Genomic DNA, 14,066 nt, shown 5'->3' with positions numbered 1-14,066 from the left:
CGAATGCATTCGGAATATTGAGGCCGTCATGAAAATCCAAAGCCTCTGTAAATTCATTTAAAACAACAGCTTGCATTTTATCACATGACGGCTTCAGATGACTTTGGGGGAATCTGACAAAGTAGAAATAGTCAGTTCCTTGCGCGCAAGGCGGCGGCCTTTTCTCAGGGCTATGCCGAAGAGATCGCGCGCACCAGACAGCTGCTGGCAGAACAGTTGCCGAGCCGCCTGGCGGTCGTCATTGCTGAAATGGGGAACCTCGATTGCGAGTGCCGGAAGAAGATAGAGACGAATCTCCGTGCCGGGCTGGAGGGCCGGATTGGCAACGCGGCCGCGGCGCAGGACTACCTCACGTCGCTGATCCGCTCCAGATACATGGATACCGCCAAGCAGGTGACTTGCGAGTTCCGCATCTTCACCGGCACGAACGCCTTGGTATTCGCGTTGCTGATTGCTGCCGTCGTTCTCAAGCGCCGAGCCGACCTGCATCTTCTCCCTGCGGCGCTGACGCTCCTCGGGGCGGCGTCGGCAACGGCTTACCTCTATCTTTTCAACCAGAACTGGCTGCACACCCTGGTTTTCAGCGACTACGTCGGCTTCGCGTATCTTGGCTATCTGGCGGGCGCCTTTGTCTTCCTTTGCGACGTCGTGTTCAATCGCGCCCACCTGACCGCCAAGGCCTTGAACATCGTTCTTGACGCCGTCGGTAGCGCGCTGGAAGTCGCGCCATGCTGATGCCCTTCAATCCTGCAGTCTTTGGATTTGAAGGTCAGCGCTTCGTGCCGCTTCCTTCCGCTTCTCCGCCCGTCAGTTCCTCCCGATACCCCCGGCAAGCGTCGCGCAGCACGTGCAGGTGCTGCTGGTAGTTGCGGCAGCCCCGGCACAGGGCGAGGTGGAGGCTGAGTTCGAGGCGTTCGGTAAGGCCGAGGTCGCGGTCTTCGGCTTCCGACATGCGGTGCGTGGCGTCCTTGCAGTTCAGCATGGGCGTTCTCCGGCGAGGAACCAGCCTTTTTCCAGGCAGCCGCGCAGCGCGCTGCGGGCGCGGTGCAGGATGACGTGGCAGTTGCTGGTGCTGATGCCGGCGGCGGCGCAGACTTCGCCGGTATCGAGGTCGAGGAATTCGCGCATCATGAAGACGCGGGCGGTGTTCTTCGGCAGGTGGGTCAGGCAGGCGTCGAAGACGGCCCAGAAGTGCTTGTCGCGCAGCGAGGCTTCCGGGTCGCCCCAGGTGGCTGGGCGGTGCGCCGGGTGCCAGTGGGCGTTTTCCTTGAACAGGGTGTCGAAGGCCTGGTCGAGGCTGTCGTCATCGCCGCCGAAGGCAGAGATCGGCGTCGTCCGGGATTGCTGGCGGATCAGGTCGACGATCTTGTGGCGCAGGATGCCGAAGACCCAGGTCTTCAGCGCCGAGCGCCCGGCGAAGTCGCGGCCGCCGGTGAGCGCGGCGGTCAGCGCTTCCTGGACGGCGTCTTCGGCGAGCGTGGCGTCGCGCAACTGGAGCTGGGCAAAGGCGAGCATGTCGTGGCGGACCTGTTCGACGAAGGCATTGTCGATGATGGCGGGGGTGGCGATGACGGCCTCCATGGCGCGGGCTGCGTTGCCGCCATGGTAGCTCAACGCGCGGTTTCCAGTGCAGCGCGCAGTTTGGCCGGGTCGGTTTCGCCAGCCAGGCGGGCGACTTCCTTGCTGCCCTTGAAAACGATCAGTGTCGATTGTGTACGCACGCCGAACTGGCGGCGCAATTCACGGGCGTTGTCGTAATCGACGACGAGCAGGCGGCCGGGCACGGCGGCATCGCCGCGCCAGCCGTTGAAGACCTTTTCCTGTGCCTTGCAGGTCGGGCACCAGTCGGCGTGGAAGTGCAGCGCGACGGCCTGGCCGGCAGCCTGCTGGCGGGCGAAATCGTCCGGGCTCCAGGGGGCGATGTCGAGGGCCTGGGCAAAACCGGCGAGGGTGGTGAAGGCAAGGGCGGTGAGCAGACGAATGGTTTTCACGATGGGCTCCGATGGCTTGGGGATGGCGATGATTGGTCGGAGTCACCTGGGGATTTCTTACACTCTGACGAGCGAATGTCGGCATCAGCCGGACCGGCCGCTTGTGGCGGCCGGTGGCGCCTGGTCAGCGATTGACGTCTACGATCACCCGACCGCGAATCTCGCCGTTGATGAGCTTGAAGGCGTGGGGAATCGCCTCGCTCAGCGCAATCTCGGTGCCGATCATTTCCAGCTTGGAGATGTCGAGGTCGGTGCCCAGGCGACGCCAGGCCTCGAGACGCTCGGGGCGCGGGCACATCACGCTGTCGATGCCGGCCAGTGTCACACCACGCAGGATGAACGGCGCCACCGTCGCCGGGAAATCCATCCCGCCGGCCAGCCCGCATGCCGTCACCACGCCGCGATACTTGGTGGTGGCGCAGATGTTGGCCAGGGTGTGGCTGCCGACGACGTCGACCGCACCGGCCCAGCGTTCCTTGCCCAGCGGCTTGCCGGGCGACGAGAAATCGGCCCGATTGAGCACTTCGCTGGCGCCCAGGCGTTTCAGGTAGTCGGCTTCCTCGCTGCGGCCGCTGACCGCGACCACTGTATAACCGAGCCTGGCCAGGACGGCGATTGCCACGCTGCCAACGCCACCGGCGGCGCCGGAAACGACGATTTCTCCGTGCGCCGGCTTCACCCCGTGGCGTTCCAGCGCCAGCACGCAGAGCATGGCGGTGTAGCCAGCGGTGCCGATCGCCATGGCCTGTACCGGGGAAAACTGCTTGGGCAGCGGCACCAGCCAGTCGCCCTTGAGCCGTGCCTTCTGGGCCAGCCCGCCCCAGTGTCCCTCGCCGACGCCCCAGCCGTTGAGCAGCACGCTGTCGCCCGGCTGGTAGTCGACGTGAGTGCTCGATTCGACGGTGCCGACCAGATCGATCCCCGGCACCATCGGGAAGCGTCGAACCACCGGCCCCTTGCCGGTAATGGCCAGACCGTCCTTGTAGTTGAGCGTCGAGTGACTGACGCGGACGGTGACATCGCCCTCGGGCAACTGCGCTTCGTCGATGTCCTTGAGATTGGCGCGATAGCCGGCGTCATCCTTCTCGATCAGAATGCCTTTGAACATGTTCATCTCCTTGGTGATTTAGACCGATCGTCTATAAAAAGTCAAAAAAATCAGGACCGCTGTAGCCCGGCGAAAAATCCTTGCGTAAAGATGTCGAGCGCTTTGGCGCTGCGTTCGAGTTTGGCGCGCAAGACCGCCCCTTCCCAGCCGATCCAGAAAAAGCTGGCTTGCTGCGCGCAGTCCACCGTGTCGGGAATCTGGCCGAGTTGTTGCGCGGCTTCCAGACAACGGGCCAGGTGTTGCTCCCAGTCGACAAACACGGCGCTGAGACGGCCCCGGAAGCTTTCCGGCAAGGCGGCCATCTCCTGGCCGAGATTGCCGATCAGGCAGCCACGGCGGAAATCGTGCCGCGCCATGCCGGCTTGCGCGTCGTCGACGAAGGCTGTGATGCGCTCAAGCGGCCTCATTGATTCGTCCCTGAAGTGGCGCTCCAGCTTGCGGGCAAAGTAGCTCGCGTAACGCTCGATCAACGCCGCCCCGAAAGCTTCCTTGCTGTCGAAATAGTGATAGAAGGAGCCCTTCGGCACGCCGACCCGTTTCAGTACTTCGTCGATCCCGGTGGCCGCAAATCCCTTTTCGGTAAGCACCTCCAGCCCGGCGCGCAGCAGCAGTTCGCGCGTTTCGAAGCTTTCTTCTGGCCGCTTTGGCGGGCGGCCGCGTTTGCGGGTAAGGGGCGCTGGGGTATCCATGCGCCGAATTTTAGACCGGTCGTCTCAATAAATGCAAGAAGCGGATTCAAGCTACCCTGACCGGCTTCGATGGGCGATGTTTCAGGCGGTGCGATCGAGGCGGCGGCGCAGCCAGTGGTCGAGCGACAGGCGGCCGGGGCCGAGCAGGAGGAGCGGCAACAGCATGGCGAGGAAGATCGCCGGCAGCTTGTAGTTGCCGTGGCCGTCGTCGGTGATTGCGTAGCCTTGCAGCAGGTCGCCCAGCGTCTGCCAGCTATCCGGCCAGTGCACGCTGAGAATGGCGACGACGGTAAGGACGATCAGCGACAGCGAGAAGAAGCGCGTGGCCAGGCCGAGGACCAGCGCGATGCCGCCGATCAGCTCGAACCAGGTGGCCATCTGCCAGCTCAGTTCGGGCGGCACGAGGTTGAACGGGAAGGGAAAGCGGTCCTGGATGTCGGCAAACCAGTTTTCGCCGAGGAACTTGGCCTGCCCGGCTTCGAAGTATTCCCAGCCGAGCACGAGGCGCAGCGTCAGCAGGCCGATCCACAGGCCGATCAGGTCGAGGCCGGCGAGCAGGCGACGGGTGAGGGCGGTGAGGGTGTGGTACATGGTCAGGCTCCGTAGGGGTTTGATCCTTGGTCGGAGCGGGGTGGCAAAAACTTACAGCGTGCCGAGCACGACGCCTTGCCGGCGCAGGTCGGCGAGCAGTTCGACGGCGAAATCGACCAGCCGTTCGGGGTCACCGTGTTGCAGTTCGCCGGCGATCTGCCGCGCGGCGGTTGCGCCGCTCTGCGGTGTTGCGGCAAGCAGCGCGAGCAGGCGGGCGGTGACCGGGTTGGTCTCGCTGAAGCGGACGACATCGTCGGCGTCGCGATGGACCAGCAGATGCGTTGCCGCTGGCCGGCGCGGCCGCCAGTCGGGGCCGATGCGGTGCACCGGCCAGGCGTAGGCAAGATTGAACAGCACCGGGTTGAGGACGACTGTGCCGTGGCGCAGGTCGCCGTCCGGATCGTGCGGCGGGATGGGCGCGTCGGCGATGTCGGCGGCCAGTTCCACCCACTCGTAATGCGCCAGTTCCGGCAGCCAGCGCGGCAGACGCAGGCCCAGCGTCTGCGCCAGGAAGTGCACGAACTCGCGCGGGATTTCGCGGAACCACGGCGTATGCAGCGGCCAGTCACGCAAGAAGCGGCGCCCGAGGCGCTGCCAGCGCGCGTCACCGAGGATGGCGCGGCAGACCGGGAAGGCGCTGTCGACGAAGCCTTGCAGGTTGTTGCCGACCAGTTCGCGGTACACGCCCATGCCGCGCGCCGGCACGCCGGCCGGGCGGGGGGCGCGGCGCGGGTCGCGCAGGTGTTGGGCGAAGGCGTGCTGGAAAGTCTGGAATGTCATGTTCAGGCCGCCTTGCGCTGCTTCGCTGCGGCCTGCAGCCCGGCGATGGTGTCGACCTCTGCGGTCAACGCCGCCAGATCGGGGAAATTGAAGTCGCGTTCGAGGCAGGTCGGCACCTCGCCGCCGATGCGCGCGTAGGCGTCGGCGAGCAGCGCCCACACCGGGTCGATCACCGGCGCGCCGTGGGTGTCGATGACCAGCCCGTCCGGCTCGACGTAGTGGCCGGCAACATGGACGTAGCAGGTGCGCGCCAGCGGCAGCGCGGCGAGGAAGGCGTGCGCGTCGAAGCCGAAGTTACGGCTATTGACGTAGATGTTGTTCACGTCGAGGTGGAGCAGGCAGTCGGCGGCCTCGACCACGGCGCCGATGAACTCGGCGGCGTTCATCTCCGCGCCAGGCGGTTCGACGTAGGTCGAGGCGTTTTCGATGCCGATCCGCCGGCCGAGGATGTCCTGGGCGCGCCGGATGCGTTCGGCGGTCCAGCGCACGGCGGCCTCGGTCTGCGGGATCGGCAGCAGGTCGTAGAGCTGGCGGTCGTCGGCGCACCAGGAGAGGTGTTCGGTATACAGCGTCATCCCGTGTTCGCGCATGAAATCGCGGATGCGGTAAAGCAGCGCTTCGTCGAGCGGCCCGCTGCCGCCGAGCGAGAGCGACAGGCCGTGGCAGACGAAGGGGTAGCGCTCGGTGAAGGCACGCAGTTGGCGTGCCGAACGGCCGCCCATGCCGGCCCAGTTTTCCGGTGCCAGTTCGAAGAAATCGATGACCGCCGGCACGCCGGCCTGCAGCGGGGCGATCAGTTCGCGCCGGAAACCGAGGCCGGCGCCGTGCGGCGAGCGGGCGTGCATCAGGCTTCTCCGCGCGCCGGGTAATCCTTGGCGATGACGAAGTCGATGGCGCCGAGCATGTCCTTGAAGTGCGGCCGGGCGAAGGGCATGGTCTGGACGTTGGCCCAGTAAAGGGTGAGATCGGGGCGGATCAGGAACACGCCGGGTTCGGAAAAGCGCGCCGGTTCCTCGACGCCGGTCGAGGTTAGGCCGCGACTGGTGGAGATGTACAGGCCCCAGGCGCGGGCGTCGGCTTCGTTCAGGCCGTAGCCGAGATCGAGCTTGTCGAGCGACCATTCATCGGCGGTACGGCGGGCACGTTCTTCGCTATCCGACGAGAGTACCTTGACGACCACGCCACGGGCAGTGAATTCGTCGGCCAGGCGGTTCAGTTCGGTCAGGTAGGCGCGGCACAGCGGGCAGTGATAGCCACGGTAGAAGACGAGCAGCGTGAAAGTCGGCGCCTCGTTGGCGGCGAGCCTCAGGCGGGTGCCGGAGAGTAACGGCACATCGAGCGTCGGCACCGGCTGGCGGGGAATCAGGGATAGCGGCATGAGGAATTCCTTGAAAGGGCCGGCATCAGCCGCCGGCCCGTGGGTTCAGCGTCTTACTTGGCGGCGCCGCACTTGGCTTCGCCGCACTTGCCGTCCTTCTTCTTTTCGACCGGCTTCTTGTCGGCGCCGCATTTGGCCTCACCGCACTTGCCATCCTTCTGCTTCTCGGCCGCCTTCTTCTCGGCACCACATTTCGCTTCACCGCATTTGCCGTCCTTGCCCTTGGTGTCGGCCTGCGCCAACTGGTAACCGGCGCTCAACTGCTTGGCGGCGAAGGGATTGTCGGCAGCGTGGGCAATCGGGGTCAGGGCGACGGCGGCAAAGGCGGAACCGATGGCGAGGGAGGCGAGAGTTTGCTTTTTCATGATGATCTCCATTGAGGTGGGGGTGAGGGCAGAAAGCCTGCCTGTTGCTTCGTCGGCGCAGGGGCCGGGTTTCTTACAGAAGATTTCAGAAAAGCGTGGTGAGTCGGACCCACGCATCCGGCAGATGTTCAACAATCCGCGCTTCCAGCCACTTATCGGCGCCGCTCAGGATGGCGATGCCGGTCAGTAGCAGCAGCGCGCCGAACAAGGTCTTGATGCGCCCGATGTGCTGCATCACCCAGCCCCGGACACGGCCGAAACCGGCGCGCGACGCATAAGCAACACCAACCAGCGGCACCGCCGCGCCGATTCCGAACAACCCGAGCACAACGCCGCCGCGTAGCGCCCCGCCTTCCGCCGCCACCAGACTCAGCGCGGCACCGAGCAGCGGCCCGGAACAGGGACTCCAGACCAGCCCGAGCACGCCGCCGAGCAGGAAGGCGCCGGCCAGCGAACCGCCATTCAGCCGCGCCGACGCGGCGTTGGCCTGGCTGGCGATGGGCAGCATCCATTCGGTGAAGCGCGCGTTGAGCGCCGGCACCAGCATGACCAGGCCGAAAACCAGCAGCAACCAGCCGCCGAAAGTCCGCACATGCTCGCTATCGATTCCCAGCACCGGCCCGAGTGCGCCGAGCAGCACGCCGATCAGCGCAAACGACAGCGCCATCCCGACGCCCATCGCCACCGGCGCCAACCGGTTCTGCTGCACCGCCCCGCCAACCACCAGCGGCAACACGGGGAAAACGCAGGGCGACAGCGTGGTCAGACTGCCGGCCAGCAGGGCAAGGCCTAGAACGGCGGGGGAAAGGGTTTCGAGCATGACATCTCCTTGAGTTGGAGATTGGTCGCGGCTGGGGGCGGGATTCTTACAGCGGGTTGTGGTTTTTGGGCTGTTTGGCCGGTTGACCGCTGGCTTGCGTCAAGTCTGCGGCTTTGTAGTTCTGTAGAAAATGGGATACAGTTTTGCATGGGCGTGATTTTCACCACCGAGCAATTCGACACTTGGCATGCCGCTCTTCGCGACGCGCGCGCGAAGGCGGCGATCAGGGTGCGCATGCGTCGTGCCGAGGAAGGCAACTTCGGCGATTGCGCACCGGTGGGCGAAGGTGTGTCGGAGATGCGGATTCACTACGGCCCCGGCTACCGCATTTACTTCAAGCGTACCGGCATGGAAGTGGTGATTCTGCTCGCTGGCGGTGACAAGAGCACGCAGGCGAAGGACATCAAGATGGCGCTGAAACTGGCGCGCGAAATATAGGCAGATGTAGGAGACGGCGATGACGCTGAAATTGCGCAAATGGGATGTGGTCGAGGAACTGAAGACCGACGAGGACATGGCGTTTTACCTCGAAGCGGCCATGGAAGAAGCCGGCGATGACGCGGCCTTCATCGCCAAGGTTCTCGGCGATATCGCCCGGGCCAGAGGCATGACGCAACTCGCCCGCGATACCGGCATCGGACGCGAAAGCCTCTACAAGGCGCTCTCCGGCGAAGGCAACCCCAGCTTTGCCACCATCCTCAAGGTCGTCCACGCTCTTGGCGTAAGACTACACGCCGCGCCGCTATCTGCTCCCGTCAAGCAGGGACGGGCATCCCGCAAAAAGACTACCGAGGAGTTGGTTCCGGTGCGATGATTTTTGTCCGTGAAACATTTTGCCTTTCGAAGCCTCGGAGTTTGATATGACCGATTACTCGTGGAAACCGATTGAACCACTCTCCGACAAGGACCGAGAAATTGACCTTGCCGCAATGAGGCCCCTGTACGAGTCGTGGCAGTCTTCAAAAGCTCGCCTTAAGGAGTCCAGCCAAACCAGTCTTAGAGAATTCAATCAGAGACTCGTGCGGCGATTGAGTATCGAAACAGGAATCCTTGAACATCTTTACGACCTTGATCGGGGCACTACGGAAGCCCTTGTCGCCGCTGGCTTTCGCGAGGATATCGTGACCAGGTCAAGCACCGATATCGAACCATCTCGACTAATCGATATTCTTCGAGATCAAGAGGCCGCAATTCAACTCGTCATGGACTGCGTGGCGAGTAATCGGCCACTTACAAAGTCAGTGATCCACGAACTTCATTCGATACTGACTCGGCATCAAGATACGACAACGGCAATCGACCAATTCGGTAACCGCCGCGAAATCCCATTACTGAAAGGGAAGTTCAAGGAGCATCCCAATAACCCTCGCCGCGACGACGGTTCGATTCACGAATATTGCCCTCCTGTTCACGTTGATTCGGAGATCGATAACCTACTCTCTTGGCTTTCCAGCTATGAGCTAGACGATCCGATCATCGTATGTGCTTGGTTCCATCACCGCTTCACCCAGATACATCCGTATCAAGATGGAAATGGGCGCCTAGCAAGGGCGCTTACAACCCTAGTCTTGCTCCGTGCCCAACTGCTGCCGTTGGTTCTTGATCGTGACCTTCGAGTCGAATACATCACCTCGCTGGAATTCGCCGATGACCATGACCTTGGTCGATTAGCATCTCTCTTCGCTCGCCTCGAACGCTCCGCGATCCTTCAGGCTTTGAGCGTTGATGTGGACAAAGAAATATCCGAGCAACGTAACCTTACGTCCGCAGTTATTGCGGGGCTTGCGGACAAGTTTGGGAAACGCCGGTTGGAGCGCCACGCCGAGCTCAGGCGAGTCAACGTCGTTGCGAAGCAGCTCCGCTCAAACGCGCGCGACGCCCTGCAAGTCGCATTTGCTCAGTTGGGTGAGGCAGTGTCGGCTGTCGCAAAGCCGGATATTCATGTTATCGAGGGGGGGCAAGACCGCGATAACGCCCATTGGTATAAGTATGAAGTGGTGGCCTCTGCCAAAGAAGCTGGAAAGTTCGCAAACTTCACGGAGGATCATTACTTCGTCAAAGCGTCAATTTTTGCAGAGCGCGAGAGATTGGTATTTGTCTCTTCCTTCCATCATGTCGGCCGTGAGTTGTCGGGCATCATGGAAGCTACCGCATTCGCAAGATTGGAGTCGTTTGAGGATTCCGAGGATAGGCAGTCAGTATCAGAGAATTTTTTCGTTTGTTCGCTCGAGCCACTCGTGTTTACGTATAAGACCAATGTTGACGACATAAAGCCAGCGTTCTCTCGATGGCTCGATTCGGCATTAGCTGTTGCCGTCAAGGAGTACGGGGACCGCTTGTAGGCCTCATAACGGCGTGGTGCGCGGCCTCAAGCTGGTTACCAGACTGTCTTATCGCGCAGGCCAGTCAGCGATTGCCTCAATGTCTCTGGCGTGGTGCAGCACGCGTGCCACGACAATCCCGTGTTCGTGAGGAAAGTAGAACAGAACGTATGGTGTCGAGGTCGGCCAGCTTCTTAGGCCTGGCCAGAGTTCGCGTCGCTCCCGCCCCATGAGCGGCTGATCCAGCAATCGAATGGCTTCTGCTTCTATCTGGTCGAGCATGCGATCAGCGGCGGTGACGCTATCTTCGGCAAGGTACAACCAGGCCTCCAGCAAGTCGTTTTCGGCGCTCGCGGAGTAGAACAGTTTTGCCATCAGACCGTTTTTGCCGTTGCGTGAATTGCTCTGCCGCGTTCCTTGATGCTGGATATGCTCACTTCACGCACGCGGCCGGCGTCGATATCGGCTACGCCTTGGGCAATGTCGGTTTTGAGGGCGGCAAGCTTGGCCGCCTGAACGCTTTGGTAGGCTTCAAACAGGCGCAGCGCTTCGCGGATCACTTCACTGGCCGAGCTGTAGAGTCCTGATTCCACATGCTGGCGGACACGGTTTTCGAGCTCCGGCGGCAAAGATACGTTGAGGGACATCGCAGGCTCCAGGGAATGTCAGTTATTGCCATTCTATGCCGGGATGGCGAGAAGTCCAGACTCGGCAAGCCCGCCTCGCCTTCCACTTCACCGCACCGCAATCCCCGCCGCAATCGCCAGCATGACCACGCCTGAGCCGCGTTCGATGTGGCGTAGGTGGCGGCGGAACCAGGTGAGCAGGCGGGGGTGGCCGACGCTGCGGGCGATCAGGGCGTCCCAGGCGAAGACGATGCCGGCCATCCACAGGCCGTAGAGGGTTTGTTCGCCGGCCGTCGTGGCGGGGGCGACGAGGGCGCCGAAGAGCAGGGCGTAGAACAGCGAGTTCTTCGGGTTGAGGATGCCGGAGAGGAAGCCTTGCAGCAGATGCGGTGCCAGTTTTTCGTGTGGCCTGGCCGGTGCCGCCGGGCTTGCGTCGGCCAGCGTCAGGTGGCCGTCGCTGCGCAGGAAAAGTACGCCCAGCCAGACCAGGTAGAGGCAGCCGGCCCACTTGAGCGTGGCGAAGAGCAGCGGCCAGCGGGCGAGCAGCGAGACGCCGGTGAGCGCCAGGGCGATGTAGGCGGCGTTGGCCAGCGCGATGCCGAGGCTGGTGGCGATGGCCGGGCGCAGGCCGTGGACGATGCGCGTGCGCATGATCAGGAAGAAATCCGGCCCGGGGCTGAGCAGGGCGACGAAATGGGCGCTGGCGACGAGGCCGAACTGGGTGAAGTCGAAGGACATGGCGGCTTCCGTAAATGGGCGGAGTATCGCCAGCCGGCGCTGGCCGGTCTTGGAGGAAATTGCGCGCCTCAGCGCGGGCCGGCGTATTGCCCCGGGGTGGCGGCGACGCGTTCGCGGAAGCTGCGGTGGAAGTGGCTCTGGTCGGCAAAGCCGGTGGCCAGCGCGGTATCGCAGATCGGCGTGCCGGCGGCGAGCAGCCGACGGGCGCGCTGGATGCGGCGGTCGAGCTGGTAGGCGTGCGGCGTCATGCCGGTATGGCGGACGAAACGGCGGATCAACTGGTAGGGGCTGAGGCCGGCGCGGGCGGCGAGTTCGGCCAGCGGCAGGGCGGCGTCGCAATGGGTATCGAGCCAGTCGCGGACGGTGGCGATGGCGGGCGGCAGGTCCGCCGCCGGTGGGGCGATGGGCAGTGCTTCGCCCGGCGTGGCGAGCAGCTCGCCGAGAGCGGCGGCGAAGGGGGCCGGGTCGGGGCTATCGTGGCAGGCGGCGAAAACCTGGCCGAAACGCTCGTAGGCGAGCGGGTCGCGGGCAAGTTGCCAGGGGCGTTTGGCGAAGGCGGCGCCGGCGGCACTCGTTGCCAGGAAGTCTTCCATCCAGGCGGCGTCGAGGTAGAGCATGCGGTAGCCCCAGGCGGCGCGGTCTTCCGGGTTGCAGGCGTGCACCTGAGCGGGCGGGATGAGGACCAGGTCACCGGGTGCCAGCCGGTAGCTGGCGCCGCCGGTGGCAAACCGGCTGTGGCCGGCGTCGACCGCGCCGACCGACCATTCGGCGTGGGCGTGCGGGCGGTAGCAGGCCTGCGAGTCGGCGGCGCTGCGCGCTTCGACGAAAGGCAGCGCGGGCGAGCGGTGAAAGCGCGGCGGGTTGCGCGCGGCCGGCTGCGGCGTTTTATGGGCGGCGGGAGTCATGGGGCGATTCTCTCAGGGATGGCGCTTGCCTGTCGAACCGTCCACCGAATGCCGGTGGCCGGGTTCGCCATTGTCGTGAACGTGACAAGCGGCGGCGCTGCAGGTGATTGATTTTTCGTGGGTTTGTTGTGGCGCCGCTTTTGCTTGCCTGAACGTCATGAAAACCCATCTCGACTGGTCGGCCTACGACACCTACGGCGTCGGCGACGCCTATGCCGGCATTCCCGCGACCGGCGGCAACTACGCCAAGGCGGTTGCCGTGTGCATGAACAACCACCAGTGCCAGCGCGACGGCAAGGGCGTGATGTGTCCGAGCTTTCGCATCACGCACGATCCGGCGCATTCCACCGGCGCGCGGGTCAAGGCATTCAAGGCGGCGCTCAATGGCGAGTTGGGCGAAGACCCTTTCGCCCAACCCGACCTCGCCGCAGCGATGGACCTCTGCGTGTCGTGCAAGGGTTGCAAGAAGGAATGCCCGAGCGCCGTCGACATGACGCTGATCAAGACCGAATACCTGGCGCAGAAGAACGAGCGCCTGGGCGTCACGCGCCGCGCCCGCCTGTTCGGCGCGCTGCCGCGCTGGCTGCACGGCTGGCGGTCGCTGCTGGTACCGCTGGTGCGCTGGCGCAACGCCTCGCCCTGGGTCGCCCGGCTGGCCGAACGGCGGCTCGGCATCTCGGCCCGCCGGCCGATCCCGGAAATCGTCGCCGCCGGCTTCAAGGCCGACGCGGCGCCGTCGACGGGCGAGCGCGGCAAGGTCGTGCTGTTTGTCGATACCTTCACGCATTACTACACGCCAGAAATCGCCACCGCCGCGCTCAAGGTGCTGCGCGCCGGCGGTTATGCGGTCGACGTGCTCGAACCGGCAAAAACCGACGCCGAGCCGGAACGCCCGCTGTGCTGCGGCCGAACCTACCTGTCGCAAGGCATGGTCGAGGAAGCCAGGGGCGAAGCGCGCCGGGTCATGGCCGCGCTCGCCCCGGCGCTGGCCGCTGGCACGCCCATCGTCGGCCTCGAACCGTCCTGCCTGCTGGCGCTGCGCGACGAGTTCTACAGCCTCGGCCTCGGTCCCGACGTCGGCCAGCTATCGAAACAGGCCTTCCTGTTCGAGGAATTCCTGATGCGCGAAGGCAACAAGGGGTTGAAGCTCGCCCTCAAGCCGATTCCCGGCGGCCGCGCGCTGGTCCATGGGCACTGCCACCAGAAAGCTTTCGGCGCGATGAAGTCGGTCAGGAAGGTGCTCGGCTGGATTCCGGAATTCGAGTTCGAGATCATCGACGCCAGTTGCTGCGGCATGTCCGGCAGCTTCGGCCTGGAAGCCGAACACCACGACGCCTCGGTGCAGATGGCCGAACTCGCGCTGCTGCCGGCGGTGCGCGAAGCCGCTGCGGAGACGATGATCGTCGCCGACGGCTTCTCCTGCCGGCACCAGATCAAGGACGGCAGCGGGCGCGACGCGCTGCATGTGGCGGTGCTGCTGGAACGGGCGCTAGCCGGCTGAAAAATGCCCGGATTTAGCGGTAGGCCGTGAAATCCGCGGAATCGCGGCTGAGGTGAGCACGCTTTCCCATTTCGTCTGAGCAGGCGATATCGGCGTGTTGGATAGGTGGCGATAGGCAGCGTTCGCCTAGCAGCCTGTCGGACTTGAGGCGACCTGGCTGCTGAAATTGAGCTTGGATGGCCGAGATTTGGTGATTTTTATCTGGAAGCGCACGATTTTCCCTTGTTTTTGCTACTGCGGACGCAATACGGCC

21 protein-coding genes are annotated in these 14,066 nt (G+C 63.9%); 5 read left to right on the top strand and 16 right to left on the bottom strand.

Translation table 11 applies throughout. The features are described 5' to 3' along the window. Nucleotides 1-216 precede the first annotated feature (216 nt). Nucleotides 217-735, top strand: coding sequence for a hypothetical protein (locus tag ACLIIZ_RS20720; protein ID WP_416695541.1), 519 nt, complete (start codon nt 217-219; stop codon nt 733-735). A gap of 34 nt (nt 736-769) precedes the next feature. On the opposite strand, the gene ACLIIZ_RS20715 is transcribed toward ACLIIZ_RS20720, so the two are convergent. The 11 genes from ACLIIZ_RS20715 to ACLIIZ_RS20665 form a co-directional block, all read right to left on the bottom strand. Continuing rightward, on the bottom strand, nt 770-982 hold the full coding sequence (locus ACLIIZ_RS20715; RefSeq protein WP_416695539.1) for a zf-HC2 domain-containing protein: 213 nt from the start codon (nt 980-982) through the stop codon (nt 770-772). Beyond that, nucleotides 976-1,614 carry a sigma-70 family RNA polymerase sigma factor gene (locus tag ACLIIZ_RS20710; protein WP_416695537.1) on the bottom strand — a complete coding sequence of 213 codons (639 nt, stop codon included), beginning with the start codon at nt 1,612-1,614 and terminating at the stop codon, nt 976-978. Before ACLIIZ_RS20710 ends, ACLIIZ_RS20715 begins: the two co-directional genes overlap by 7 nt. Beyond that, nucleotides 1,611-1,991 carry a thioredoxin family protein gene (locus ACLIIZ_RS20705; RefSeq protein WP_416695535.1) on the bottom strand — a complete coding sequence of 127 codons (381 nt, stop codon included), beginning with the start codon at nt 1,989-1,991 and terminating at the stop codon, nt 1,611-1,613. Before ACLIIZ_RS20705 ends, ACLIIZ_RS20710 begins: the two co-directional genes overlap by 4 nt. Before the next feature lie 124 nt (nt 1,992-2,115). Continuing rightward, the gene (acuI, locus tag ACLIIZ_RS20700; RefSeq protein ID WP_416695533.1) at nt 2,116-3,099 is read right to left on the bottom strand and encodes an acrylyl-CoA reductase (NADPH); all 984 of its coding nucleotides are present in this window, start codon (nt 3,097-3,099) and stop codon (nt 2,116-2,118) included. 50 nt (nt 3,100-3,149) lie between these two features. After that, nucleotides 3,150-3,788 (bottom strand): acrylate utilization transcriptional regulator AcuR, encoded by a 639-nt coding sequence (gene acuR, locus ACLIIZ_RS20695; RefSeq protein WP_416695531.1) that lies wholly within the window; start codon nt 3,786-3,788, stop codon nt 3,150-3,152. 81 nt (nt 3,789-3,869) lie between these two features. Further along, the gene (locus ACLIIZ_RS20690) at nt 3,870-4,379 is read right to left on the bottom strand and encodes an HvfX family Cu-binding RiPP maturation protein (RefSeq protein ID WP_416695529.1); all 510 of its coding nucleotides are present in this window, start codon (nt 4,377-4,379) and stop codon (nt 3,870-3,872) included. 51 nt (nt 4,380-4,430) lie between these two features. Next, nucleotides 4,431-5,159, bottom strand: a complete 729-nt coding sequence (locus ACLIIZ_RS20685) for an HvfC family RiPP maturation protein (protein ID WP_416695527.1) — start codon at nt 5,157-5,159, stop codon at nt 4,431-4,433. A 2-nt stretch (nt 5,160-5,161) separates the two neighbouring features. Continuing rightward, nucleotides 5,162-6,004 carry an HvfB family MNIO-type RiPP peptide maturase gene (locus tag ACLIIZ_RS20680; protein ID WP_416695525.1) on the bottom strand — a complete coding sequence of 281 codons (843 nt, stop codon included), beginning with the start codon at nt 6,002-6,004 and terminating at the stop codon, nt 5,162-5,164. Beyond that, nucleotides 6,004-6,537, bottom strand: a complete 534-nt coding sequence (locus ACLIIZ_RS20675) for a peroxiredoxin-like family protein (protein WP_416695523.1) — start codon at nt 6,535-6,537, stop codon at nt 6,004-6,006. Before ACLIIZ_RS20675 ends, ACLIIZ_RS20680 begins: the two co-directional genes overlap by 1 nt. 53 nt (nt 6,538-6,590) lie before the next feature. Next, nucleotides 6,591-6,902, bottom strand: coding sequence for an HvfA family oxazolone/thioamide-modified RiPP metallophore (locus ACLIIZ_RS20670; protein ID WP_416695521.1), 312 nt, complete (start codon nt 6,900-6,902; stop codon nt 6,591-6,593). 85 nt (nt 6,903-6,987) lie between these two features. Then, complete coding sequence (locus ACLIIZ_RS20665) at nt 6,988-7,722, bottom strand: cytochrome c biogenesis CcdA family protein (RefSeq protein ID WP_416695519.1); 735 nt, start codon at nt 7,720-7,722, stop codon at nt 6,988-6,990. A gap of 147 nt (nt 7,723-7,869) precedes the next feature. Here ACLIIZ_RS20665 and ACLIIZ_RS20660 point away from each other — a divergent pair, with 147 nt between their 5' ends. Genes ACLIIZ_RS20660 through ACLIIZ_RS20650 form a run of 3 tightly spaced genes read left to right on the top strand, consistent with a single transcriptional unit; the run spans nt 7,870 to nt 10,064 of the window. Next, nucleotides 7,870-8,160, top strand: coding sequence for a type II toxin-antitoxin system RelE/ParE family toxin (locus tag ACLIIZ_RS20660; RefSeq protein WP_416695517.1), 291 nt, complete (start codon nt 7,870-7,872; stop codon nt 8,158-8,160). A 19-nt stretch (nt 8,161-8,179) separates the two neighbouring features. Further along, nucleotides 8,180-8,536 carry an addiction module antidote protein gene (locus ACLIIZ_RS20655; RefSeq protein ID WP_416695515.1) on the top strand — a complete coding sequence of 119 codons (357 nt, stop codon included), beginning with the start codon at nt 8,180-8,182 and terminating at the stop codon, nt 8,534-8,536. A gap of 46 nt (nt 8,537-8,582) precedes the next feature. Then, nucleotides 8,583-10,064: a Fic family protein gene (locus ACLIIZ_RS20650; RefSeq protein WP_416695513.1), complete on the top strand. Its 1,482-nt coding sequence runs from the start codon at nt 8,583-8,585 to the stop codon at nt 10,062-10,064. 48 nt (nt 10,065-10,112) lie between these two features. Here ACLIIZ_RS20650 and ACLIIZ_RS20645 read toward each other — a convergent pair whose 3' ends face one another. From ACLIIZ_RS20645 to ACLIIZ_RS20630, 4 genes are all read right to left on the bottom strand, one after another. After that, nucleotides 10,113-10,418 (bottom strand): type II toxin-antitoxin system RelE/ParE family toxin, encoded by a 306-nt coding sequence (locus tag ACLIIZ_RS20645; RefSeq protein ID WP_416695511.1) that lies wholly within the window; start codon nt 10,416-10,418, stop codon nt 10,113-10,115. Then, nucleotides 10,418-10,690: a type II toxin-antitoxin system ParD family antitoxin gene (locus tag ACLIIZ_RS20640; protein ID WP_416695509.1), complete on the bottom strand. Its 273-nt coding sequence runs from the start codon at nt 10,688-10,690 to the stop codon at nt 10,418-10,420. The genes ACLIIZ_RS20645 and ACLIIZ_RS20640 overlap by 1 nt, the downstream gene beginning before the upstream one ends. Nucleotides 10,691-10,777: 87 nt before the next feature. Further along, the gene (locus tag ACLIIZ_RS20635; protein ID WP_416695507.1) at nt 10,778-11,407 is read right to left on the bottom strand and encodes a LysE family translocator; all 630 of its coding nucleotides are present in this window, start codon (nt 11,405-11,407) and stop codon (nt 10,778-10,780) included. A gap of 68 nt (nt 11,408-11,475) precedes the next feature. Next, entirely contained in the window at nt 11,476-12,312 is an 837-nt protein-coding gene (locus tag ACLIIZ_RS20630) for an AraC family transcriptional regulator (protein ID WP_416695505.1), read from the bottom strand. Nucleotides 12,313-12,469: 157 nt separating this feature from the next. Here ACLIIZ_RS20630 and ACLIIZ_RS20625 point away from each other — a divergent pair, with 157 nt between their 5' ends. Continuing rightward, the gene (locus tag ACLIIZ_RS20625; RefSeq protein ID WP_416695503.1) at nt 12,470-13,813 is read left to right on the top strand and encodes a (Fe-S)-binding protein; all 1,344 of its coding nucleotides are present in this window, start codon (nt 12,470-12,472) and stop codon (nt 13,811-13,813) included. Between the two features lie 13 nt (nt 13,814-13,826). Here ACLIIZ_RS20625 and ACLIIZ_RS20620 read toward each other — a convergent pair. Next, nucleotides 13,827-14,066, bottom strand: a 240-nt coding sequence (locus ACLIIZ_RS20620; protein ID WP_416695501.1) for a hypothetical protein, incomplete at its 5' end; no start/stop codon positions are given.

Source organism: Azonexus caeni (genome assembly GCF_048146105.1).
GTDB classification, from domain to species: Bacteria; Pseudomonadota; Gammaproteobacteria; order Burkholderiales; family Rhodocyclaceae; genus Azonexus; species Azonexus aromaticus_B.
This window is presented reverse-complemented; position numbering and strand designations above follow the sequence as displayed.

Bases quoted from the DNA above. Each gene is read 5' to 3' on its own strand.
- ACLIIZ_RS20640 (WP_416695509.1), bottom strand. From the start codon at position 10,690: ATGTCCCTCAACGTATCTTTGCCGCCGGAGCTCGAAAACCGTGTCCGC.
- ACLIIZ_RS20645 (WP_416695511.1), bottom strand. From the start codon at position 10,418: ATGGCAAAACTGTTCTACTCCGCGAGCGCCGAAAACGACTTGCTGGAG.
- ACLIIZ_RS20635 (WP_416695507.1), bottom strand. From the start codon at position 11,407: ATGTCCTTCGACTTCACCCAGTTCGGCCTCGTCGCCAGCGCCCATTTC.
- ACLIIZ_RS20660 (WP_416695517.1), top strand. From the start codon at position 7,870: ATGGGCGTGATTTTCACCACCGAGCAATTCGACACTTGGCATGCCGCT.
- ACLIIZ_RS20670 (WP_416695521.1), bottom strand. From the start codon at position 6,902: ATGAAAAAGCAAACTCTCGCCTCCCTCGCCATCGGTTCCGCCTTTGCC.
- ACLIIZ_RS20680 (WP_416695525.1), bottom strand. From the start codon at position 6,004: ATGCACGCCCGCTCGCCGCACGGCGCCGGCCTCGGTTTCCGGCGCGAA.
- ACLIIZ_RS20690 (WP_416695529.1), bottom strand. From the start codon at position 4,379: ATGTACCACACCCTCACCGCCCTCACCCGTCGCCTGCTCGCCGGCCTC.
- acuR (WP_416695531.1), bottom strand. From the start codon at position 3,788: ATGGATACCCCAGCGCCCCTTACCCGCAAACGCGGCCGCCCGCCAAAG.
- ACLIIZ_RS20675 (WP_416695523.1), bottom strand. From the start codon at position 6,537: ATGCCGCTATCCCTGATTCCCCGCCAGCCGGTGCCGACGCTCGATGTG.
- acuI (WP_416695533.1), bottom strand. From the start codon at position 3,099: ATGTTCAAAGGCATTCTGATCGAGAAGGATGACGCCGGCTATCGCGCC.
- ACLIIZ_RS20685 (WP_416695527.1), bottom strand. From the start codon at position 5,159: ATGACATTCCAGACTTTCCAGCACGCCTTCGCCCAACACCTGCGCGAC.
- ACLIIZ_RS20715 (WP_416695539.1), bottom strand. From the start codon at position 982: ATGCTGAACTGCAAGGACGCCACGCACCGCATGTCGGAAGCCGAAGAC.
- ACLIIZ_RS20625 (WP_416695503.1), top strand. From the start codon at position 12,470: ATGAAAACCCATCTCGACTGGTCGGCCTACGACACCTACGGCGTCGGC.
- ACLIIZ_RS20665 (WP_416695519.1), bottom strand. From the start codon at position 7,722: ATGCTCGAAACCCTTTCCCCCGCCGTTCTAGGCCTTGCCCTGCTGGCC.
- ACLIIZ_RS20650 (WP_416695513.1), top strand. From the start codon at position 8,583: ATGACCGATTACTCGTGGAAACCGATTGAACCACTCTCCGACAAGGAC.
- ACLIIZ_RS20655 (WP_416695515.1), top strand. From the start codon at position 8,180: ATGACGCTGAAATTGCGCAAATGGGATGTGGTCGAGGAACTGAAGACC.
- ACLIIZ_RS20630 (WP_416695505.1), bottom strand. From the start codon at position 12,312: ATGACTCCCGCCGCCCATAAAACGCCGCAGCCGGCCGCGCGCAACCCG.